22 protein-coding genes and 1 pseudogene are annotated in these 22,866 nt (G+C 33.9%); 8 read left to right on the forward strand and 15 right to left on the reverse strand.

Annotation, left to right across the window (positions count from 1 at the left end; all coding sequences use genetic code 11):
- Positions 1-232: 232 nt before the first annotated feature.
- The 14 genes and pseudogenes from QLS71_RS18275 to QLS71_RS18340 form a co-directional block, all read right to left on the reverse strand.
- Positions 233-1,768: a YifB family Mg chelatase-like AAA ATPase gene (locus tag QLS71_RS18275; RefSeq protein WP_308992288.1), complete on the reverse strand. Its 1,536-nt coding sequence runs from the start codon at positions 1,766-1,768 to the stop codon at positions 233-235.
- Between the two features lie 155 nt (positions 1,769-1,923).
- Positions 1,924-4,155: a nitric-oxide reductase large subunit gene (locus QLS71_RS18280; RefSeq protein ID WP_308992287.1), complete on the reverse strand. Its 2,232-nt coding sequence runs from the start codon at positions 4,153-4,155 to the stop codon at positions 1,924-1,926.
- Positions 4,156-4,183: 28 nt separating this feature from the next.
- Positions 4,184-4,522: a cupin domain-containing protein gene (locus QLS71_RS18285; RefSeq protein ID WP_308992286.1), complete on the reverse strand. Its 339-nt coding sequence runs from the start codon at positions 4,520-4,522 to the stop codon at positions 4,184-4,186.
- 4 nt (positions 4,523-4,526) lie between these two features.
- On the reverse strand, positions 4,527-4,856 hold the full coding sequence (locus tag QLS71_RS18290) for a 2Fe-2S iron-sulfur cluster-binding protein (protein ID WP_308992285.1): 330 nt from the start codon (positions 4,854-4,856) through the stop codon (positions 4,527-4,529).
- A gap of 229 nt (positions 4,857-5,085) precedes the next feature.
- Complete coding sequence (moaA, locus tag QLS71_RS18295; RefSeq protein WP_308992284.1) at positions 5,086-6,093, reverse strand: GTP 3',8-cyclase MoaA; 1,008 nt, start codon at positions 6,091-6,093, stop codon at positions 5,086-5,088.
- Between the two features lie 79 nt (positions 6,094-6,172).
- Positions 6,173-7,093: a bifunctional molybdenum cofactor biosynthesis protein MoaC/MoaB gene (gene moaCB / locus QLS71_RS18300; RefSeq protein ID WP_308992309.1), complete on the reverse strand. Its 921-nt coding sequence runs from the start codon at positions 7,091-7,093 to the stop codon at positions 6,173-6,175.
- Between the two features lie 20 nt (positions 7,094-7,113).
- Positions 7,114-7,479 (reverse strand): annotated as a pseudogene (locus QLS71_RS18305) (four helix bundle protein).
- Positions 7,480-7,525: 46 nt separating this feature from the next.
- Positions 7,526-7,969 (reverse strand): molybdenum cofactor biosynthesis protein MoaE, encoded by a 444-nt coding sequence (locus tag QLS71_RS18310; protein ID WP_308992283.1) that lies wholly within the window; start codon positions 7,967-7,969, stop codon positions 7,526-7,528.
- The gene (locus tag QLS71_RS18315; protein WP_308992282.1) at positions 7,959-9,056 is read right to left on the reverse strand and encodes a HesA/MoeB/ThiF family protein; all 1,098 of its coding nucleotides are present in this window, start codon (positions 9,054-9,056) and stop codon (positions 7,959-7,961) included. Before QLS71_RS18315 ends, QLS71_RS18310 begins: the two co-directional genes overlap by 11 nt.
- Positions 9,057-9,121: 65 nt before the next feature.
- On the reverse strand, positions 9,122-9,355 hold the full coding sequence (locus tag QLS71_RS18320; protein WP_308992281.1) for a MoaD/ThiS family protein: 234 nt from the start codon (positions 9,353-9,355) through the stop codon (positions 9,122-9,124).
- Positions 9,352-9,924, reverse strand: a complete 573-nt coding sequence (locus QLS71_RS18325; protein WP_308992280.1) for a molybdenum cofactor guanylyltransferase — start codon at positions 9,922-9,924, stop codon at positions 9,352-9,354. The genes QLS71_RS18320 and QLS71_RS18325 overlap by 4 nt, the downstream gene beginning before the upstream one ends.
- A 1-nt stretch (position 9,925) precedes the next feature.
- Positions 9,926-10,666: a sulfite exporter TauE/SafE family protein gene (locus QLS71_RS18330; protein WP_308992279.1), complete on the reverse strand. Its 741-nt coding sequence runs from the start codon at positions 10,664-10,666 to the stop codon at positions 9,926-9,928.
- Positions 10,667-10,699: 33 nt separating this feature from the next.
- Positions 10,700-11,038: a LysR family transcriptional regulator gene (locus QLS71_RS18335; RefSeq protein WP_308992278.1), complete on the reverse strand. Its 339-nt coding sequence runs from the start codon at positions 11,036-11,038 to the stop codon at positions 10,700-10,702.
- A gap of 9 nt (positions 11,039-11,047) precedes the next feature.
- Positions 11,048-12,226, reverse strand: coding sequence for a molybdopterin molybdotransferase MoeA (locus QLS71_RS18340; RefSeq protein WP_308992277.1), 1,179 nt, complete (start codon positions 12,224-12,226; stop codon positions 11,048-11,050).
- A gap of 219 nt (positions 12,227-12,445) precedes the next feature.
- On the opposite strand from QLS71_RS18340, the gene QLS71_RS18345 reads away from it, so the two are divergent.
- The 8 genes from QLS71_RS18345 to QLS71_RS18380 all read left to right on the forward strand — a co-directional run bounded on the left by QLS71_RS18345 (position 12,446) and on the right by QLS71_RS18380 (position 21,807).
- Entirely contained in the window at positions 12,446-13,204 is a 759-nt protein-coding gene (locus QLS71_RS18345; protein ID WP_308992276.1) for a Crp/Fnr family transcriptional regulator, read from the forward strand.
- A gap of 258 nt (positions 13,205-13,462) precedes the next feature.
- Complete coding sequence (locus QLS71_RS18350; RefSeq protein ID WP_308992275.1) at positions 13,463-14,848, forward strand: CmpA/NrtA family ABC transporter substrate-binding protein; 1,386 nt, start codon at positions 13,463-13,465, stop codon at positions 14,846-14,848.
- Positions 14,849-14,872: 24 nt separating this feature from the next.
- Positions 14,873-15,979, forward strand: coding sequence for an ABC transporter permease (locus QLS71_RS18355; protein WP_308992274.1), 1,107 nt, complete (start codon positions 14,873-14,875; stop codon positions 15,977-15,979).
- Positions 15,980-16,306: 327 nt separating this feature from the next.
- Positions 16,307-17,152 (forward strand): ABC transporter ATP-binding protein, encoded by an 846-nt coding sequence (locus QLS71_RS18360; protein ID WP_308992273.1) that lies wholly within the window; start codon positions 16,307-16,309, stop codon positions 17,150-17,152.
- Between the two features lie 11 nt (positions 17,153-17,163).
- Entirely contained in the window at positions 17,164-17,991 is an 828-nt protein-coding gene (locus QLS71_RS18365) for an ABC transporter ATP-binding protein (RefSeq protein WP_308992272.1), read from the forward strand.
- 122 nt (positions 17,992-18,113) lie between these two features.
- Entirely contained in the window at positions 18,114-19,352 is a 1,239-nt protein-coding gene (locus QLS71_RS18370) for an alginate export family protein (protein WP_308992271.1), read from the forward strand.
- A gap of 169 nt (positions 19,353-19,521) precedes the next feature.
- Positions 19,522-20,610: an AI-2E family transporter gene (locus QLS71_RS18375; protein WP_308992270.1), complete on the forward strand. Its 1,089-nt coding sequence runs from the start codon at positions 19,522-19,524 to the stop codon at positions 20,608-20,610.
- Between the two features lie 6 nt (positions 20,611-20,616).
- Positions 20,617-21,807 (forward strand): class I SAM-dependent methyltransferase, encoded by a 1,191-nt coding sequence (locus QLS71_RS18380; RefSeq protein ID WP_308992269.1) that lies wholly within the window; start codon positions 20,617-20,619, stop codon positions 21,805-21,807.
- Here the strand turns inward: QLS71_RS18380 and QLS71_RS18385 are convergent.
- The gene (locus QLS71_RS18385) at positions 21,804-22,772 is read right to left on the reverse strand and encodes a hypothetical protein (protein WP_308992268.1); all 969 of its coding nucleotides are present in this window, start codon (positions 22,770-22,772) and stop codon (positions 21,804-21,806) included. The genes QLS71_RS18380 and QLS71_RS18385 overlap by 4 nt on opposite strands.
- Positions 22,773-22,866: the final 94 nt, after the last annotated feature.

A 22,866-nucleotide genomic window follows, 5' to 3' on the forward strand; every position in this document is an offset into this window, starting at 1 on the left:
GAACTTAGTACCAACATATAAAAATTCTTGCGAACGCCAGCATAATGTCATAAAGTTAAGCGATTAGGATCCTAGTTTTGTCTTTCCGAGCAACGAGGAATCCTCTACTTGCTTTTGTTATGTGATTTATACTTTCTACCTTTCTATATTGTTATGATTTCACCTTACTAAAAAACACGTGACAATTATGCTAGTAAAATTACTTTTAAATTCCTGTCTTAGTAGGAATTCGTTACCACAACCACCCTTCACGATCCAAACTTCTATATTGAATCGCTTCACTAATATGAGAGCCATTCACGTCTTCAATACCTTCTAAATCGGCAATCGTTCTTGACACTTTCAAAATTCTATCATAAGCACGAGCCGATAAATTCAATCGTTCCATAGCAGTTTTTAAAAGTTGCTTTGAAGCATCGTCCAACACACAATACTTTCTAATTTGTTTGGTATTCATTTGCGCATTATAATGCACCGCATCACTTTCTTTAAAGCGTTCGGTTTGTATTTCTCTGGCTTGGGTGACCCGTTTTCTAATATCAACCGAAGTTTCTCCTTTCCGGTCTTCCGATAATTTTTCAAAAGGCACAGGCGTTACTTCAATATGAATGTCAATACGATCTAACAAGGGACCAGAAATTTTGCTTAAATACCGTTGCATTTCCGCAGGACTTGAGGTTACAGGTGCATTGGGGTCGTTAAAATATCCACCCGGACTTGGGTTCATACTCGCCACCAACATAAAGGATGATGGATAGGTAACGGTAAACTTCGCACGCGAAATAGTCACTTCTCGATCTTCCAAAGGCTGACGCAATACTTCTAACACCCCACGTTTAAATTCGGGTAATTCATCTAAAAACAAAACCCCATTATGTGATAAGGAAATTTCTCCAGGTTGTGGAAATGCCCCACCCCCGACTAAAGCGACGTCCGAAATTGTGTGATGAGGGCTCCTGAACGGGCGTTGCGCCATCAACCCTGTATCTTTAACGCGCCCCACTACCGAATGAATTTTTGTAGTTTCCAAAGCTTCATGAAGTGTCATGGGTGGCAAAATACTTGGCAGACGTTTGGCTAACATGGTTTTTCCAGCGCCAGGTGGTCCAATTAAAATAATGTTATGACCGCCAGCTGCTGCAATTTCCATACAGCGTTTTATACCTTCTTGCCCTTTTACATCAGAAAAATCATGTTCAGGAAAATCTAAATTTTTCTCGAATTCTTCACGGGTGTTAATGATGGTTTGTTCTAAGGGTTCTCCTTTGTCAAAAAAATTAATAACCTGCTTAATAGTATCAACACCATAAACTTCTAAATTATCAACAATTGCGGCTTCTCTGGCATTCTGCTTTGGCAGAATAAACCCTTTAAAACCTTCTTGTCTTGCTTTTACAGCAATAGGCAGAGCCCCTTTAATGGGTTGCAAGGTACCATCAAGCGACAATTCGCCCATAATGATATAACGTTCTAAATCGTCATCTTTTATTTGATTGGTGGAGGCTAATATACCTATTGCCAAAGTTAAATCGTAAGCAGAACCTTCTTTCCGTAAATCGGCAGGCGACATATTAATAATAATCTTTTTACCAGGAATACGATACCCATTGTTTTGAAGCGCCGCCGCAATACGGTAATTACTTTCTTTAATAGCGTTATCGGGCAATCCTACTAAATGATATCCAATACCTGTATCCACATTTACCTCAACGGTAATGGTTGTTGCTTCTACACCAAAAACAGCACTTCCAAAAACTTTTTTAAGCATACACATTATTTATGGCTTAAATGTAAGAAATGTATCTTTTAGTTTGAATATTCGTTTTATAAATAATGTATTAAAATGATTTCATTAAAAAAAAAGCAACTTCTAAACTAAGAAGCTTAAAAGTTGCCGATTTCATTAAGAACTATTTTATTTACTTACGCGCCATTCACTTTTTTTCTTTTGAAATTATAAATACTTTCATCGATAGTAAACCAACAGAAATAGAAAATTCCAACCGAAAATATAATATCTCCAATCATACGCATCCATTTCAACGTTTGAACTGTTGGTGAATACAATAACTCCGATTCTCTAGCAAATGAATAACCTTTTGTAATTGAAGTATATGCTTGAATAATACCTATAGGTAATAAACTCAATACCACCATCGCTACCAAACCAATGTTTAATAACCAAAATGCACGTTTCAACTTTTTATTCTCCCAAACTCTGTTTGAATAAAAACGCAGACAAATTAAAATGAATCCCATCCCTAACATGCCATATACACCAAATAATGCCGTATGTGCATGTACAGCGGTCGTATTCAGCCCTTGAATGTAATACAATGCAATGGGTGGATTAATTAAAAAACCGAAGACGCCTGCACCCACAAAATTCCAAAAAGCAACAGCTATAAAGAAAAAGATGGGCCATTTGTATTTTTGCATCCACTGTCTACTTTTTAAAAGGTTCCAATTTTCTCTAATTTCGAAGCCCATAAGTGTTAATGGTACAACTTCTAAAGCACTAAAAGTGGCTCCTAATGCGATGGCTTGAACGGGGGTTCCTGAATAATATAAATGGTGTAAAGTACCAATAATACCCCCTGCTAAAAAAATGGTTGCAGAAGCAATAGAAACTCTACCAGCTGTTTTTACAGATATAATTTTAAGTCTTGAAAATATATAAGCTATAACCACCGTTGCAAATACTTCAAAGAAGCCTTCAACCCAAAGATGCACCAGCCACCATCTCCAATAATTAATAACAGGTAAACTACTGTTTTCTCCATACATTAAACCAGAGAAAAAGAACATACCAATAGCCATGACGGATATTAATAATATAATTAATAAATCTTTAGACTCGTCTTTTTTACGAATTCCATAAAGAATGTGTCTGCTAACCATAAGTACCCAAAGCACCAACCCAATACCAAGAAATATTTGCCAGAACCTACCTAAATCCATGTATTCATAACCTTGGTGCCCGAAAAAGAAATTCGTAGTTAAATCTAAAAACTGATGTACTCCTAACCATTCCCCCAACATAGAACCTAACACAATTACGATTAGGGCAATAAATAAGAAGTTGATTCCAAAACATTGGTATTTCATTTCTTTACCCGAAATCATAGGTGCTAAAAACAAGCCTGTAGCTAACCACGTCGCAGCAATCCAGAAAACAGCTAATTGTGTATGCCAAGTTCTAGTAACCGAATAAGGCAAAATACTTGATAAATCAAAACCAAAGAACGCTTGTCCTTCCACCGTGTAATGCACTGTGATAACACCTAAAATAACTTGCAAACCAATCAATAATGAAATAACTATAAAGTATTTCAAAATGGCTTTTTGCGATTTAAATAATTTTAGATTGGTTAGTGGGTCACTGTCTGGCTTGGTTAACAACTCCCCTTTTTCATGATTCACTAAATAATAATATGTTAAAATACCAATGAATAATAAAAGGAGTACGATAGATAAACCAGACCATATTAAAGAGTCTTTAGTAATATTGTTATCAATTAATGGTTCATGTGGCCAGTTAGACGTATAAGTATAATCTTTTTGAGGTCTGTTGGTACTGGCAGCCCAAGATGTCCAGAATAAAAAGGCATTGAGTTGCTCTAATTTTTCAGGATTTACCAATGCACCTTTTGGAATGGCATATTCTTCTTTTCCTTCTGAAAAAATAGACGTATAGTGTTTAATATTTTCTTTTATGGCAGCTAATCTACTTTCAGATATAGTAATAGATTCATCCGATTCATTAAAAGTATTTGTTTTAATATCTTTAATTAAACGTGCTTTTAAAGCTGCTTTTTTTTCTACATCTAAATTATCATAAGCTGTATTATAATCTTTTTGAGACCAAGCTTCGAGCATAAAAACGGCTTCTTTATGAATCCAATCGGCAGTCCAATCGGGCGCTACATAACTCCCATGGCCCCAAATAGAGCCTACTTCCATACCACCAATAGACTCCCAAACATTTTGACCGATTTGGATGTCTGCTTTTGTATAAAGAATATCTTTAGTTTCTTTTATAATAACAGTTTCTGGTATTGGAGGCTGTGTTTGGTATACCTCTGTTCCAATCCAAATAAGTGTTATAAACGACAGTGTTACAACACTAATAAATGCAATCCATATTTTTTTCATGGTAATTAATTTTAATTTATAATCGGTTTTAGTTATTCACATTATTGACACGTTCAACACTATCAAAATTTGAAAGAGATAAACGGATGATACAATCTGAAACGCAGGTTAAATCATGCGGCACATTTTCATCCAACGTAATGAGATCGCCTTTTTTAAGGAGTTGCTTTTCTCCATTTACACCAAAATCAATACTGCCTTCAAATAATTCAATAACGATTGGATAGGGTGCTTTGTGTTCTTTCATGCTCTGCCCTTCTTTCATAACAATTCTAATTTCTTTTGTTGTATTCGTTTTTAATAAAACGGTTACTGTCGGTTTGTTTTCTTGGTAGGTTATAGCGTCTACTAATGATGCTGTATTCATAGTTTTAAAGGTTTATTTTATTATCAGTTATAATTTTAAAAGTCATTTTATCAATTTGATTTGTTAGCATAATTTGACAAGCCAATCTGCTATTTGAATCTGTATTATATGTTTTACTTAGTGTTTCTTGTTCTATCGAATCCATTGTGTTATCCAATTTACCTGCAACGATTTTTACATGACACGTACCGCACAATCCTTTTCCTAAACATGCGCCAATATCTTCATAATGAGTATCAATAATTAATTCCATTAAGTTTGGATACTCATAAGTTTTGAATGGTATCTTTACTAAACTGTTATCTGTTCCTATTACGTTTACTGAGTAATTCATAACTTTTTTAATAAAGGACAAAACTGTCTTCATTTTAAACACAAAATTTCCATGAAAGAGTATTTACCTAAATTAGAATGCAAATTTAGACTTAAATTAAATAACGGACAAACTTATCCTATTTAAAATTTTAATAATTTTTTAAGATGAAAAGTGTTAGCTAAATAGTTCTATTCTTTGTGGTCCCTAATTAAGTTATTAGGAAATCAACGAATAACAAATAACCAACCTACCCTCCTATCGTAATCATGCTTCTATTGTTATTATGAAGTTTGGGTTCTTGTAGTTTCTCTAAAGTATCCATGCCTCCACGGACTTTCAACTTTGCTTGTACAGCTTTTCGAATGACCGGTTCAATAGAGTTTCCAGATCGAAGGGTTGTTAATAAATCGGACTCTGTTGAAGAAAATAAACAGTTTTTTAATTGTCCGTTAGCTGTGAGTCGTAATCTGTTGCAAGAATCACAAAACGGATTTGTTACCGAACTAATCACCGCAAAACTACCTTTATAACCTGATATCTTATAATTTTTGGAAGTATCGTTTGGCGCATCTTGTAAACGTTGAATGTTTTCTTTGGAGAAAGAAGCGTTTACATAAGTCATCACTTCTGCATAGGAAACCATTTTACCCATATCCCATTTGTTCCCATCAAAAGGCATGAATTCTATAAAACGAACAACTATAGGTAGATCTTTGGTTAAATTAATAAAGTCGATAATTTCATTTTCATTAAAATCCTTTATCAATACCACATTCACTTTTACATTAAAACCTTCTTCTATTAAAAGTAACATGTTTTTATAAACGATATCGAATTGGTCGCGACGTGTGATATATTTGAATTTCTCTCTGTCTAAGGAATCTAAACTCAGATTGATTTTATTGACACCATGCTCCTTTAAAACATCAATAAATTTATCAATAATAACAGCGTTTGAGGTGATTGATAACTCCACTGGAAGGGTTGCCAATTTTTCTAAAATCACAGGAATATCTTTACGCACCAATGGTTCGCCACCAGTTAACCTAATTTTTGTAACACCATGTTTAACAAAGGTTTTGGCTATTTCGTATATTTCCTCATAGGTCATTAAATGACTTTTGGGCGCCAGTGGTACACCTTCTTCAGGCATACAATAGGAACAGCGCAAGTTACAGCGTTCAATTAAAGAAATGCGCAAATACGCATGGTTTCTACCATGTAAATCTTGTAATATGTTTTTGTTTTCACTCATTTCTTTGTCCTGTTTGATTGTTGAATCATTGAATTGTGTAATTGTTTAAACGGACTTAACAATTCCACGAATACACATTTTAGTCATGTCTAGCACCTCTCAATATCCCAAAAATGTGCAATACCGATGGAAATATAGCATCCATAGATTCACTAGCTCCGTTAGTCGATCCTGGCAGTGCCAATACCAATGTATTGTTGATAGTACCTGCTACACTTCTTGATAGCATGGCATAAGGCGTTCTATCTTGACCATAATTACGAATGGCTTCTTCAATTCCTGGAATGCGCCTATCTAAAAGTGGTATTAAAGCTTCTGGTGTAACATCACGTGCTGAGAGTCCCGTGCCTCCTGTATAAATAATTAAGTCAACACCATGTTCTTGATACTGTTTTGCTTTCATTTGAATCACTTCCAGTTCATCTGGAATTATCTCATAAGCTTCGATTTGAACAGCGCATATTTTTAGCTTTTCAATAATAGCTTTTCCTGCTTTATCTTCTTTTTCTCCTGCCGAAATAGTATCGGAACACACAATCACAGCTGCGGTAATATCTGTTCTAAAACGGTTTTTAAAATCGGACTTCCCGCCTTTTTTATGTAACAATTTAATATGATGAATCTCGATTCCTTTATCAATAGGTTTTAGCATATCGTACATATTTAAAGCCACCACGCTCGCTCCATGCATCGCTTCAACCTCAACACCTGTTTTATAAATGGTTTTTACTGTGAATAAAACGGTTATTTCTAGTCCGTTTATTTCGTATTCTACACCCGTATATTCTATGGGTAATGGATGGCAGTCGGGTAAAATATCAGGCGTGCGTTTTACACCTAATAAACCAGCAGCTTTACTCATAGCAAATACATTCCCTTTTGGAACCATATTGTTTTGTATTGCTGTAATGGTATCGGGTTTACTAACCTTTACAATGGCTTGTGCTACTGCGGTGCGTAAAGTGGAGGTTTTATGTGTGATATCTACCATTTTTTTGATTCGTTGATTTGTTAATTTCTTTAATTGTTTAACTGAGAGTTTCTTAAAGCATTAAGTTTATTGGACACTTTTTCAATTTCCAATCTTAATATTTGATGATTTTCTTCATTTAAAAAATCCAATTCTCTAGCTATTATAATTTGATTTAATACCTCCATTAATGAACTGAAAGCAAGTGTTGTAAAATGAGCTTTATCTTTGCTTGTATTTCTAGATGTCCCTTCTGCTAAATTTGAGGCAATCTAAACTGAAGCTCTCCTAAGCTGATTAGTTAATCCAAATTTTTCATCACTTGGAAATTCTTTAGTTACTTTATATATAAGTTTAATCAATTCCTTAGAATCGATCCAAACATTTAGTTTCTCAAATGAAAATTTATACGACATTTTAACGATTTAACGATTAAACAAATCCACGATTAAACAAAAACACTTACGTGTTTTTCTTCCATTGATGTGTATCATCCTCAAAAATCTCCTTTCCAAAAACGGGTACGTTTGCTTTTATTTCTTCAACTATAAATTCTAGAGCATCAAAAACCACTTTTCTTCTTGGTGATGACACAAACACAAATAGACAAATTTCGCCTGCTTTCACCACGCCTAAACTGTGGTAAATATGCATACAGGTTAGTTCAAATTTCTCAAAAGCAACTTCTCTAATCTCGTGAAACTTTTGGTTTGCCATGTCTTCGTAAGCGGTGTATTCGATGGCTGAAACGGTTTTACCATTAATGACATCGGCTCTTACTTGACCCAAAAAAATATTGTGAGCACCAATACTTGTTTTAGTTTGATGTTTGGCGATAGCTTCTCCAATAAATTCTGAAGAAATAGCGCCTTCTTTAAATACAGTTTTTAGTTTTTTATCTGACATCCGTTGATGCTTTTTGTTGTTCGTTTATATGTTTAATTATTGCTAAAGCACCTTCTTTAAGACTAAAACAATTAGTAATATTGAGCTTTTCAAGTAATGAAACCGCTTTTTTACTACGTATTCCCGATTGACAAAAAATCACTTTTTGTTTCTCGGAATTTATTTTATGTATGGAATTTTCCAATTCACTTAAAGGAATGGCACTAACATTAATGCTATCTACTTTTGGGAGTTCGTGCACTTCCCTAACATCTATAAATTGAACATCTTCTTTTGAAAAAACATCTTTTATAGAAATAACTTTGGGAACAAACTCACAATTAAAATCAACTTGTTTATTACTAAAGGCATCTTTCTCTTTTAAAACAGCATGAATTGTTGCTTCCGATTTACTTATTTTCAATACCATAGTTTGTGATGTTAGTGCATTGTAACAAAGTAATTTTCCTGAAAGCACATTACCAATTCCTAAAATAATTTTTAGAACTTCATTGGCTTGCATGCTTCCAATAATTCCTGGCAATACGCCTAACACACCTATCTCAGAGCAATTAGGAACGGTATTTTCTTCTGGTGGATTTGGAAACAAACACCTGTAACTTGGTCCGTTTTCATAATTAAAAACAGACACCTGACCTTCAAACTTAAAAATAGCACCAAAAACAAGTGGTTTGTTCGTGATAATACAAGCATCGTTTATAAGGTAACGGGTTTCAAAATTATCAGTGCCATCAACAATAATATCGTACTGGCTGAATAATTCTATAGCATTTTGGTAGGTTAACTTTTCAGCGTAAGCTATAATAGTAATATCCTTATTTAAATCTTCCAATCGTTTTTTTGCAGCCTCTGCTTTATTTTGACCCAAACTAGAAGTTCCAAATAAAATTTGACGCTGTAAATTGGATAATTCAACCACATCAAAATCTACAATACCTAATTGACCAATACCTGCCGCTGTTAAATATTGCAACACGGGACACCCTAGTCCACCCGCACCAATCACCAATACTTTGGCATTCGATATTTTATCTTGACCGGTTTGTCCGATTTCTGAAAGGATGATATGTCTGTTATATCTATTCATTTTTGTTGAATTGTTTATTCGTTGAGTCGTTTAAACATTTAAACGACTCAACATTAAAACATAAATTATCCACCCGCAAACGGCGGTAATAATGCTAATTCTTGACCTGTTACACTTGTTTTTAACGCTACCAATTCTTGATTTTGAGCTATTTGAAAATCTTTGTTTTTTAGTTCAGGGTATTTTGAATGCACTATTTTTAAAAATTCAGACATCATACTGCCTGAAAAATCAATAATTTCCTCATCGCATTGTGTTATTTCTGCTATCATTCCGAAATATTTTACAGTAATTTTCATTTTAGAATGTCGTTTAATTGTTCAGGCGTATTGATGTTTTTTGTGAAGAATACTTCTTCATTATTCAATATCACATTTTTCACTTTGCATTGGTTTACTGCAAATTGTAAGCGTCGTTCCCCATCTTTCAAAAGTTTTAAAAACACATCTTCACACGATTTTTTATAAAGCGCAATAAGTGGCATGTTCTTGCCTTGGCTTTTTATTTGAATGACTTCATAATCGCCTTCAACAGCATCTATTAACTTCTTTAAAATTTCTGTTGAAATTAACGGAATATCACAACTCAGCACTAAATTATATGTTGTTGAAGATTGTTTCAACCCCGAATAAATTCCTGCCAATGGACCTGCATTTTCTATAACATCTTCAATACGTTCTAGCCCAAACACATCGTAATCTTCATTATTGGAAACAATCATTATACGTGATACTAATGGCTTCAATGCGTCAATACTATACTGAACGAACGGCTTTCCATCATACAACAAGAAACCCTTATCATTCCCCATACGCGAACTTTTTCCACCAGATAAAATAATGCCCGTTATGTCTTTTTTATCTATCATTTTATATGAACATTAATTTAAAACAGGCCATTACAAGTACAAAGGCTAACATATATCGCAACGATTGATTGTTTATTTTTTTACTTCCTAAATACCCACCAAGCACTCCACCAATAAGTGCCACAGCAACAAAAACAAATATGCTGCTTTCTAAATACATACCACTACTTAATTGCCCAACAAGTCCCGCTGCAGAATTCACCCATATAAACAACGCCGAAACTGCCGCCGCTTGTTTCATGTTTCCCCAATGGAGTAATAAAATTAATGGTGTTAAAATGATGCCGCCTCCAATGCCTATCAAACCTGAAAAGAAGCCTATTACACCACCTAGCAAAAGTGCTTGCCATAGTTTAACTTCTCTTATAGAGTCATTTTCTTTTCCAAAAACGTTGAGCATTTTTAAAATGGCAAACACCAGTAAAACAGCTAATATTTTTTTATAAAGGGAAGCATCAATTTCTATAGTACCTCCTAAAAAAGCTAAAGGAATAGACGCTATTGCAAATGATAAAAACAATTTTTTATTAAAATACCCTTCCTTGTAATAATAATAAAATGAAATACCTGCCACAAAAAGATTCAATAAAAGTGCTGTTGGCTTCATGGTCTCTGGTGCAAATGAAAACAAAGCCATTAATGCCAAATAACCACTAGCACCACCATGACCTACACTGGCGTAAAGAAACGCTACAATGGGAAGTAGTATTAAAAAGATGGTGATGTTTTGGGTTTCAAGCATTTTTACTATTGATTATTTTTTAATGATTATGGACTACAAACTCTCAATTTTAACCAACTGCTTATCTAAAAACTCCCAACAATTTTGGTTGATTTCATCAAAAACCAGAATTAAGGCTTTACCATATTCGGTTAATTCCGCACCTCCACCACCTTTTCCACCGGTTGAATTTATAGTCACTGGTTTTTTAGCCGATTTGTTTACAGAGTCTATTAAATTCCACGCTTTTTTATAAGATAGATTTAAAGTTTTTGCTGCTTTTGATAAGGAGCCTGTTTCTTCAATAGCTTTTAACAACTGTACACGACCTTCACCTAAAAGTACATGCTCGTCGCATTCAATCCATATTCGGCTTTTTATTTTATAGCTCATAAGTTATATTTAAATGGGGAGCAAAATAACTTCTACTGAATCTCCTGTTTCAATAGCTGAATCATCTTCAGGCATAAATACCAAAGCATTTGAGATAGCAAACGTTTGCTGCATGGCAGAACTTTGACCTTCTAAAATTTCAACTTGATTATTATTATAAATAGCCTTCAAAAATTGTGGGCGATCTCCATTTTTTTTAAAATTAGAAACAGAGATTGCTTTTATGCGTGGTAACGCTACAACATCATTATTCATCATTTTTTGCAATGCGATATATACATACACATAAAAACAAGTTAAAGCAGCAGCAGGATTACCTGGTAATGCAAATATGGATGTATTATTTTTTGTTCCGTAGAATAAGGGTTTTCCAGGTTTTTGCTTTACTTTATAAAAATGCTCGGTAACATTTAAAGCACTTAATGCTTTGCCAACAAAGTCGTAATCACCTACCGAAATACCTCCTGTAATAATTACCAAATCATTTTCATTAATAACACTATTTAACTTTGACTGAGTTTTTTCATAATCATCTTCCACTTTATGGATGGTAACATCATAAAATTTCAAACTGTAAAGCGCACTTAAAAGCATATTAGAATTACTCTCGTATATTTTTCCGTAGTCTAAATCGGCACCTGCTTCCACCAATTCATTACCCGTAGTAATTAATGCGATGGATGGTTTTTTAAACACCTTAACTTTTGAAATTCCTAGCGAACTTAAATAACCAATAGCCGCTGGAGTTAACTTAGTGTTTTTTAATAAAGCGAGTTCTCCTTTTTTAACCTGTTCACCTAAAGGTCGAATGTTTACATTAATTTCTATTTGATTTTGAATTGTAATAACATTTCCATCAACAACCACTTTTTCCTGCATCATAACCGCATTGGCGGTATCAGGAACAGGAGCCCCTGTAAAAATACGTACCGCTTGACCGGGTTTTAAAATAAGTTGATGCCCATCACCCGCTTTCACTTCTCCTATAAGGTTATAATTTAGGTTATTGTGTAAGTTCAAAGCATAACCATCCATAGCCGATTGCCTGAAAGGCGGCATATTAATGGGAGAGTCCACATCAGCAAAAAGCTTATAACCTCCAGATTTTTCAACAGGTTTATATGTGCTTTTTAAAAGTGGTAGACTTTGTTTTTCAACAAGTTGAATGGCTTCACTAACAGAAATCATAATCGAGCATCGTTATATCTTTACAAATATAACGATTTGATTTTTACCCCAATTCTTTTCAATCTAGAATTATAAATAAATACGTAGTATACAAAATATTGAATATATTATTAAACACTCCACAACATACCCTTACATATTTTATAGATGTTATAAAAATACGTATTTATTGTTTAAAATTAAGTACTAATACGTATATTTGATGCAAATCAACTTAATTTGCAAACTAGAACAATTCACACTCCTACCAACATCATAAGAAAACGCGTTATAGATAATACTTCCTGTTTTTCTTGTGAAAATAGCAGTTGCCTAATCAAGAAAAATCTATTAGCGTTTGACGGTTCTAAACTAATTACCGAAAAAAACAATCTTAGATGTAAAAAAGGGCAACAATTCATCATGGAAGGCGCACCTGTAAACGGGTTGTTTTTTGTTTTAAAAGGAAAAGTAAAGGTTTTTAGAACAGGTATAAATGGCAGGGAACAAATTGTTAGGTTTGCTAAAGAAGGTGAAATTATCGGGCATCGTGGTTTTGGTACCGAAGAACACTACTCCATTGGCGCCATTGCTTTGGAAGATACCCGATTGTGCTATTTTTCTAAACAAAATTTACAAGAGGCCTTATTGAGCAATCCGAGATTTGCTTACGATTTTATGCTCTTTTATGCCAACGAACTTAACAGAAGTGAATCAAAAGTAAAAACCATTTCCCAAATGACCGTTCGAGAACGGGTTGTTGACACCTTATTATATATACTCAGAAAATTTGGCAATGTAAAAGGTTTTTTGAACCTACCATTAAGCCGAAAAGAATACGCCGATTATGCCGGTACTACCGAAGAACAGGTAATACGTGTTTTTTCAACTTTAAAAAGAGAAAAACTGATTACAGCCAATGGTAGAAGGATTGCCATTGTAGATGTTCAAGCTCTTAAAAACGAAATTAGCGAGCACCATTTTTACCTAGACAGCTAATTTTTATTCATTTTACACCCCTCCTTTACAATTAAATTGTTTCCGTTTTACGTACTAATACGTATTACTTACCACTATATTTAACAGCATTAAACTACTTATTTTCAGTGAATTATCATAAAAACCTATTATTTAGCAGGTTTTTACATGTTTAAAAAAGAGGTGTTTACGTGTTGTTTATCATAAAATAGAAAGGTTACTACTTATATATTTGTCTTATAATTAAGTATTAATACTTATTAAATAAAATCAAGTCATATGAAATCACTATTAACAAAATCAACATGTATCTTATCACTAGGGCTATTACTAAGTGCCTGTGGTGGAAAAACAAAAAAGGCATCAACTGAAGACCTTACAATCGAAGCTTCAAAAACAAAAACATTAGATATTGAAAAGCCACAATTAACTTTTGGGTTTATCAAATTAACCGATATGGCACCTCTAGCCATTGCCAAAGAAAAAGGCTTTTTTGAAGACGAAGGTTTATTCGTTTCTGTAGAAGCACAATCGAACTGGAAAAATGTTTTAGACCGTGTTATTGATGGCCAATTAGATGGTTCACATATGCTTGCAGGACAACCAATAGCCGCAAGTGCTGGTTTTGGTAGACAAGCGGAATTAGTAACCGCTTATTCTATGGATTTGAATGGAAATGGTATTACCGTTTCTAACGATGTTTGGGCTAAAATGAAACCAAATGTACCAAAAGATGCCGATGGCAAACCCGTTCACCCCATAAAAGCAGATGCTTTAAAACCTGTAATTACAGAATACAAAAACAAAGGTAACGCCTTTAAAATGGGTATGGTATTCCCTGTATCTACACACAATTATGAAATTAGATATTGGTTAGCAGCAGCAGGAATAAACCCAGGGATGTACACAGCCGATAATGTACAAGGACAAATTGGTGCCGATGTATTGCTATCTGTAACACCGCCACCACAAATGCCAGCAACTCTTGAAGCAGGCACTATTTATGGATACTGCGTGGGCGAACCATGGAACCAACAAGCGGTTTTTAAAGGGATAGGTGTGCCAGTCGTAACAAACTATGATATATGGAAAAACAACCCAGAAAAAGTGTTTGTTATGACTAAAAAGTTTGTTGAAGAAAACCCAAACACAACCATTGCCGTTACCAAAGCCTTGATTCGTGCGGGTAAATGGTTGGACGAACCAAGCAACAGAGCCGAAGCTGTTAAAATATTATCAATGCCTCAATATGTAGGTGCCGATGAAGTGGTATTAGCAAATTCCATGACAGGTACTTTTGAATTCGAAAAAGGTGACAAACGTGAGATGCCAGACTTTAACGTATTCTACAAATACAATGCTACCTATCCTTTTTACTCTGATGGTATTTGGTTCTTAACACAAATGCGTAGATGGGGACAAATTCCTGCTCCAAAACCTGAAGGTTGGTATGCTGAAACCATTAAAAAGATTTACAGACCAGACATCTGGAAAAAAGCAGCCGATTTATTGGTAGCCGAAGGACACATTCCTGCTAGCGATGTACCAAATACAGATGGGTACAAGCCTGCCACAACCGATTTTATTGATGGTACCAAATACGACGCTAAAGACCCCATTGGCTATATCAATAGTTTCTCTATAGGAAATAAGGATAAAAAATAAAAAATACAAAAAAAGTTAGTAATCATGAAGCAAAGCATCACATTAGATAAGATAACCAAGTTTATGGGATTCGAATTTTTAGGAACCTTAAAATTGATATTCACTGGGAAGATTGAAAAAGAAGATTTTAGAAACTTCTTAAGAAAAGTAGTAGTGCCTCTTGCTTCCATGCTTTTATTTATAGGACTATGGCACATGGGTTCTAAAGCACTATACAATACTGAAGCCGCATACAAAATTGAAAAAGCATTAACCGAACAAGGACAGGAAGCAGCTGATGCCATGGAAGCGTGTATAGCATCGGGTGCCGTAAAATGCCAACCAAACACATTACCATCTCCTGCTCAAGTTTGGGGGTCTTTTAACACCTTATTAGACGATCATTTTACTATTAGGGCAGACAAACAAGCTTTCGCTGAAAAAACAGCTGCTTTAAATGCAAAACGAATAGCCGAAGGAAAAGATGCCATTACCTATACAGGAAGACCATCGTTTGTAGACCAAATTTTAACCAGTATTAAAACGGTTTTTGCAGGTTTTCTTTTAGCATTGCTTATTGCGGTTCCCATAGGAATTGTAATAGGGCTAAGCAAAACCTTAAGAAGCTCGGTTAACTGGTTAATTCAAATTTTCAAACCCGTATCGCCCGTAGTTTGGTTGTTATTGGTTTTTATGATTGTAAAAACATTAACCAAAGACTCAAATTCAGATAGTGCTTTCATCATCTCGTTTATTAGTGTTGGCTTATGTTCTATGTGGGCTACGTTGGTAAATACAGCCATGGGGGTATCATCGGTTGATAAAGATTATATAAACGTAGCAAAAGTATTGAAATTAGGCACCTTTCAAAAAGTATTTAAAGTGATATTACCATCGGCTTTACCATTAATTTTTACCGGATTAAGAATTACACTTTCAGTGTCTTGGATGGTGCTTATTGCTATTGAATTATTGGCTCAAAGCCCAGGTTTAGGTTCGTTTGTTTGGGAAGAATTCCAAAATGGTGCTATAGATTCTAACTCAAAAATAATTGTTGCCATGTTTATTATTGGTGGTATTGGGTTTTTGTTGGACAGAATCATGCTAACCGTTCAAAACATGATTTCTTTTAATAAGAATGATGGGATTTGATTTGAAAGTTTCAAAGTCTCAAAGTCTCAAAGACTCAAAGACTCAAAGTTTCAAAGAATGAATAGGTTTTGAATAAAGCGTAAATGAAATTGAAATGTGCGTTAGGGATTACTCATAGTGTTAATTTTAAATTAATGAAATCGTGAATACTTTGTATTTGCAGTGGAAAGCCCACAGCGAGGTACGAGCGAGGACTTGTAACGTAAAGCCCGCCCCTTGTGGTAACGCCCAAAAAAAAGTGGAATTGTTGAATTGTTTAAACGTTTAAACGTTTTGGCGCAACCAACAATTCAACAAATAAACGACTCAACAAATAAACATAGAAAAATGGCATACTTAGAATTAAATAATATTTATAAAACCTACGGAAAAGGCGAACATGCTACCGAGGTACTTTCAAACATTAATTTGTCTATTGAAGAAGGTGAGTTTGTAGCTATTGTTGGATTTACTGGTAGCGGAAAAACGACCTTGGTTAACTTAATAAACGGATTGCTACAACCCACCAGTGGCGAAGTGTTATTTAAAGGCGAACCTGTTGTTGGAACAAGCCATGAGCGTGGGGTTATTTTTCAAAATTACTCTCTGTTGCCTTGGTTAACTGTGGGACAGAATGTATATATGGCCGTGAATGAGGCATTTCCTAAAAAAAGTAAGTCTGAAATAAACGACATTGTTGCTGAATATGTGGAAATGGTAAGCTTATCGCATGCTATTAACAAACGCCCGAAAGAATTATCGGGTGGTATGCGCCAACGTGTTGCGGTGGCGCGCGCTTTAGCCATGAAACCCGAAATGATTATTATGGACGAACCACTTGGCGCTTTAGATGCCCTAACACGTGGTAATTTACAAGATGAAATTTTAAACATTTGGGGAAAAGACAAACGCACTGCCCTATTGATTACCAACGATGTAGATGAAGGTATTTACATGGCAGATCGTATTATTCCACTGCGTCCAGGACCAAATGCCACTTTAGGACCTGAGTTTAAAATTGATATTGACCGCCCACGAGATAAAACGGAACTAAACGATAACCCAAATTTCAAAAAAACAAGAAACGCCATTATTGAGTATTTAATGGATATTGGAAATGAACGGAAATCAGTATCTAAAACAGAGTATGTACTTCCTGAGTTAACCCCAAAAGATTTTGTAAACCGATTTTAATAAGAAAAACCATGAGTATAATAACAGCAAATAGGACAACAACTCTAGATGATAATGGGCTTTTCCCTTCGAATGAGGTGATGTTGGATTTAAAGAACCTTAAGAAAGTATATCCAACACCAAAAGGTGATTATGTAGTTCTGGAAGATTTGAATCTTCAAATAAGAAAGGAAGAGTTCGTTACCATCATTGGACATTCCGGTTGTGGTAAAACAACCATGCTTTCCATGATTGCGGGACTTAATGACATTTCTGGAGGTAATATTTCAGTATTGGGTAAACACATAAAAGGCCCAGGCCCTGATAGAGGTGTTATTTTCCAATCACCCAGTTTAATGCCTTGGATGACGGCACTTCAAAATGTATTACTAGGCGTTAACCAAGTATTTCCAGATGCCACAAAAGCACAACGCAACGATATTGCCAAATACTATTTGCAAAAAGTAGGTTTGGAAGATGCATTTAACAAACGTGCATCCGAGCTATCCCAAGGTATGCAACAACGTGTTGGAATTGCCAGAGCTTTTGCCATAAAACCCAAAGTATTATTGCTTGACGAACCATTTGGGATGCTGGATTCTTTAACACGAGGTGAGCTTCAAGATATCTTAATTGAAATTTGGAACAAAGAAAAAATTACGGCAGTGATGATTACCCATGATGTAGATGAAGCCATCTTTTTAGCAGACCGTGTGGTAATGATGACCAGTGGCCCCAAAGCCAAAATAGGTGATATTTTAAGCATTGATTTTGAACGCCCCAGAACCCGAAAATCTGTACTGGAACACGACGATTATTACAAATACAGAAAGCACCTTATAGATTTTTTAGAACATTAAAAATTACATGAGATATATCATATAACAAAAAAACAGCTACTTATATATTTGAAAAACAAAACATAAGCAGCAAAAACATAATAAATAAAGGACAACCATAACTTAAAAATCAAAAAAAAAAAATGAAAAAACAATATGTAATTCTAGGACTTTTATTAGGCTGCTTACAATTTGCACAGGCACAATTTACATTAGATGGTGAGTTTAGACCAAGAACAGAATATCTGCACGGATTTGGGAATTTAATTCCAGAAGCTAGCGAACCAGACTTTTTTACTGTTACAAGAGCTCGATTGAATGCAGGATATTCTACCGAATCCTATAAAATCTATATGAGTATTCAGGATATTTTACTTTGGGGTGAAAATCCACAAATCGTCCATAGCGATATAAATAATAAATTCGATTTATTTGAAGCTTGGGCAGAATTGCAATTAGGTAAAGGATGGTCTACAAAACTAGGCCGTCAAGTATTATCTTATGATGACCAACGTATCCTAGGAGGTTTAGATTGGGCGCAACAAGGGCGTAACCACGATGCTGCATTAATTAAATATGCTAAAGATGATTTTGCTTTAGATCTTGCTTTGGCTTTCAATCAAGATAATTTGGGAGCTGCTGGTAATTTATATGCTACAACTCCACTTTTTTCATATAAAACTATGCAAATGTTGCATTTAAACAAGAAATTTGGAGACTTTACAGGTAGCCTTTTAGCAATGAATACAGGTTACCAAAATGGTACACCTGGGGTTTCTAATTTACAAACTTTCGGTACACATTTAAACTATAAAAAAGGTGCTTTTGGTGTAACTGCCAATGCCTACATTCAAACAGGAGAAAGACTTGGTGAAATAGATGTAAAAGGTGCATACGATTTAAGTCTTGATTTATCTTATAAAGCTTCTGAAAAAGTAAGCATTGGAGCAGGTGTTGAAGTTATTAGCGGAAATGATGCTGGTGCTGGCGAAACTGGTGCTTTCTTCCCACTTTATGGAACCAACCACAAATTCAATGGTTTAATGGATTATTTCTACGTGGGAAACCATGCCAATACTATTGGTTTAGTTGACATCCATTTGGGTGCAGATTTCAAATTAAGCGAAACATCTAATTTATCTGTAAACATATTAAACTTTAGTGGTGAGCAAGAATTAGCTAGCGGTGAAAAATCGTTAGGAACGGAATTAGATTTGGTTTTCGCTAAGAAATTCAATGGTTACAGTTTAGTATTAGGATATTCTCAAATGTTTGCTGCCGATGGTATGTATGAATTAAAAGGCATAACAAAAGCCGATGCTGCCGATGGTCAAAATTGGGCTTGGGCTATGCTGGTAATAAAACCTAAATTTTTAAACTAAAATCTCAATACATATCTGTACTTCTCTATAAAAGACATATTAAATATAAAATGAATCTCATAGTGTTATGGGGTTCATTTTTTTTTAAGCATTTCAAAAATCGAGTTTAAGGGGCAACCATTCGAAATGAAAGTAAATAATATTATATTTACTCCTTAATTTATTTCATTTGAATTCAAAACAAATTGCAAACGGCATTCTAAGGGCAGTAACCATTATTTTTGGCATTGTTTTGTTATTGTGGTTTTTATATAAAATCCAGTCCGTTATTAGCTATATTGCTATTGCGGCAGTTATTTCTTTAATAGGTAGACCATTAGTACTGTTTTTAGAGCGGCGTTTGAAGTTTAAAAACACAATAGCTGTTATTGTGACCATGGCTATACTTATAGGATTGTTTGTTGGTTTAGCAGCTTTATTTATTCCTTTAATAATGAAGCAAGGGCATAATTTGTCGTTGTTAAATATCAATGAACTTCAAAGTAATATCAAAGATTTGTATATTGAAATCACCAACTATTTTAATATATATCAAATTGATTTAGAGGAGTCCATTAAAGAATCCCACCTCTTATCTAAAATAGACTACGCACTTATACCTAACTTTTTAAACTCTATAATTAGCGGTTTGGGCAGTTTTAGCATTGGGCTTTTTTCGGTGCTATTTATTTCCTTTTTCTTTTTAAAAGACAGTCGTTTATTTGAAAATGGCGTGCTTACATTTATACCGGATAGTAAAGAGCTTCATTGGAAAAATTCTTCAACAAAAATTAAAGATTTACTCTCCCGATATTTTGTGGGTCTTATTTTTCAAATACTCATCCTATTCCTTATTTATACCATCGGGTTGCTCTTTATAGGTGTAGAAAATGCGATTGTTATTGCATTCTTATGTGCGCTACTTAACCTTGTACCTTATGTAGGGCCACTGGTTGGTGCTTTTTTAATGTTAGCACTTACCATGACAAGTAACCTAAACGAAAGTTTTAGTGGTGTTATTTTACCTAAAACATTTTGGGTATTTGTTGTTTTTATTATTGGACAATTGATTGATAATTTTTTAAGTCAACCTATCATTTTTTCAAAAAGTGTAAAATCACATCCGTTAGAAATATTTTTAGTGATTTTAATTACAGGCATATTATTTGGCGTTATTGGATTAATACTTGCAGTACCTGTATACACAGCCATAAAAGTTATTTTAAAAGAGTTTCTATCTGAAAACAAAATTGTAAAAAAACTGACTAAAGATTTATAACTCCTTTTGAATACATATATTTTAAATACTGAAATTCAAGAATTTATTGATAAAAACTTAAATTCTGATATTGCTTCTTTATTGCTAAAAGGAACCAACTTCCCCTCTATTGAAACTAAAGAAATTATTGAACAAATTGAAGCCAAAAAGCGTTGTGAAAAGAAACTATCAACTTGGTTTGAATGTAAAAACATATACTACCCTAACAAATTAAACATTGAGCAAACTTCCTCTGAAATAACAGCTCAATATAAATCAAGCCTCATGAATGGCGAATCCATCATCGACTTAACAGGGGGTTTTGGTGTAGATTGCTATTATTTTTCAAACGTTTTTAAAAAGGTTGTACACTGTGAAATTAACGAAGATCTTTCTAAAATAGTAACACACAATTACAAACAATTAGCGATTCAAAATATAAACACAGAAGCTATAGACGGTATTAACTATTTAAAAAACAGCGACAAAATATGTGATTGGATTTATATAGACCCTTCTCGAAGACATGATAGTAAAGGCAAAGTCTTTTTTCTAAATGATTGTTTACCCAACGTGCCAGAGCATCTCGATTTATTATTCAAACATTCAAAAAACATTTTAATTAAAACATCGCCCCTCCTCGATTTATCGGTTGGTATTAACGAGCTAAAACATGTTAAAACCATTCATGTAGTAGCAGTAAATAATGAGGTTAAAGAATTACTTTGGGTTTTAGAAAACGGATTTACAGAAGGTATTTCAATTAAAACCATCAACCTTAAAAAAAACACAAATGAAGTTTTTAATTTTTCTATAGAAAGCGAAAAAACAACAACTTCTTTATATAGCAAACCACTCACCTATTTATACGAACCCAACAGTGCCATTTTAAAAGCTGGCGGCTTCGAGTCTATTAGTAACCAATTGCATGTTTTTAAGCTTCACAAACATTCACATTTATACACAAGTAATAGCTTAATAGATTTTCCTGGAAGGTGTTTTAAAATTGAACAAACACTACTTTATAATAAAAAAACTATAAAAAAGTTAGGCATAAATAAAGCCAATATTACCACGCGAAACTTTCCCGAAACGGTAGAACAACTCCGAAAAAAATTCAATATTAAAGATGGTGGCGATTGGTATTTGTTTTTTACTACCAACATGGAAGATAACAACCTAATGGTGCTAACAAAAAAAGCAGATTCATTTAACTAAATATCAAGACAATCTAACCGCTCTATAAAAAATGTTTTATACGTTATATCAGTAATATGACGTGTTTCCTTAGTCCCTTTAAGATATATTGATTGTATCGACGCCCTTTTTAAACTTCGTATTTGCGAATTAGACAAATTACCTCTAAAACTAAACTCACCACAATCCATATCCCAAGAATGATAAAACGTTATGGTTTGATTATTTTCAAGAATTACTTTTACCGAAGATCTGTTACTAGGTAAATAACTTGCACACCCTAAATCTTCAGACAAATTAAAAAACACGTTGGTGCTTCTGCCTCTTTTAAACAATTCAATAGTTAAATCTTTATTAAGTATATAAGGAATCGTTCTAACAATTTTTATTCTATCAATAGTATCATATTCATTCATAGAATAATCGCAAGTACTTAACACATCCTTTTTTTCTAATAATTCTTCCTTATTTAATTTTTCTTCAACTTTATTCGGAACTGCTTTAATTTCTACTTGCTTATTTTCTTCTATTTTAATATTTACAATAGAATCTAATCGCCTCTTTTCAACAAGCTCGAGGGCTTTTATTCTTTCAAATTCTTTTAGCTCTAAGCGCTTCTGTTCCTCTTCTCCTTCCTTTATAATAATCTGTACATCTGCCTTTCTCTTTTTTTCTTCAGTCATTATTCTCAATCTTTCACTATCCTGAAAATCATAATACAAATCCATGACGGCTTCATTTACAACTAAATATTGAGAATCTACAAACCCTACCAAATCGTTATATTTAACTTTATAAATTTCTTTTCCAAAGTAACCTACTACTACACAAGCATCACCACTTTTAAAGTCTGTTAAAACATCAGAAGAATTATTTAAACTTCTATACAAACTACCCTCTTGTGAGAACTCACTAACTATGTTTGCTTCTTGGGAAGACGCATTTATCGCTAAGCTTAAAAAAATTAAGGCTATATATTTAGTCATAATTATTCTATTAAAAGAATGTCTAATTGAGGAAAGCAATATTTTCAATTCGAAGGTATGAAAAACAAAAAAGCTTCACTAATTATTAAGGAAG

The sequence above is a fragment of the Mariniflexile litorale genome (assembly GCF_031128465.2).
GTDB lineage: Bacteria > Bacteroidota > Bacteroidia > Flavobacteriales > Flavobacteriaceae > Mariniflexile > Mariniflexile litorale.